The 210-nt window shown below is 59.0% G+C and carries 1 protein-coding gene; it reads right to left on the reverse strand.

From position 1 onward, the window contains the following. Positions 1-210: phage tail protein (locus HB631_RS26850; protein WP_213994219.1), on the reverse strand; the 210-nt coding region annotated here is incomplete at both ends.

A 210-nucleotide genomic window follows, 5' to 3' on the forward strand; every position in this document is an offset into this window, starting at 1 on the left:
GCCCGCCTGTTCTTGTAGATCGCCCAACATGGCCGACAGACTTTCATCCACGCGCATCAGGTTCAGCGTAAATTCAATGCGCCGGGCCGCGCCGTCGGCAAAAAACAGCGTGCGGGTTTCGTTATAGCCGGTCACGACATACATGCCGTAAATCGTGCCGGTGCCCTCGATAAGCGGCCACGCTTTTCCCTTGGCGGCCATGGTCTCCAG

The sequence above is a fragment of the Sodalis sp. dw_96 genome, from assembly GCF_018449575.1.
Classification (GTDB): domain Bacteria; phylum Pseudomonadota; class Gammaproteobacteria; order Enterobacterales; family Enterobacteriaceae; genus Acerihabitans.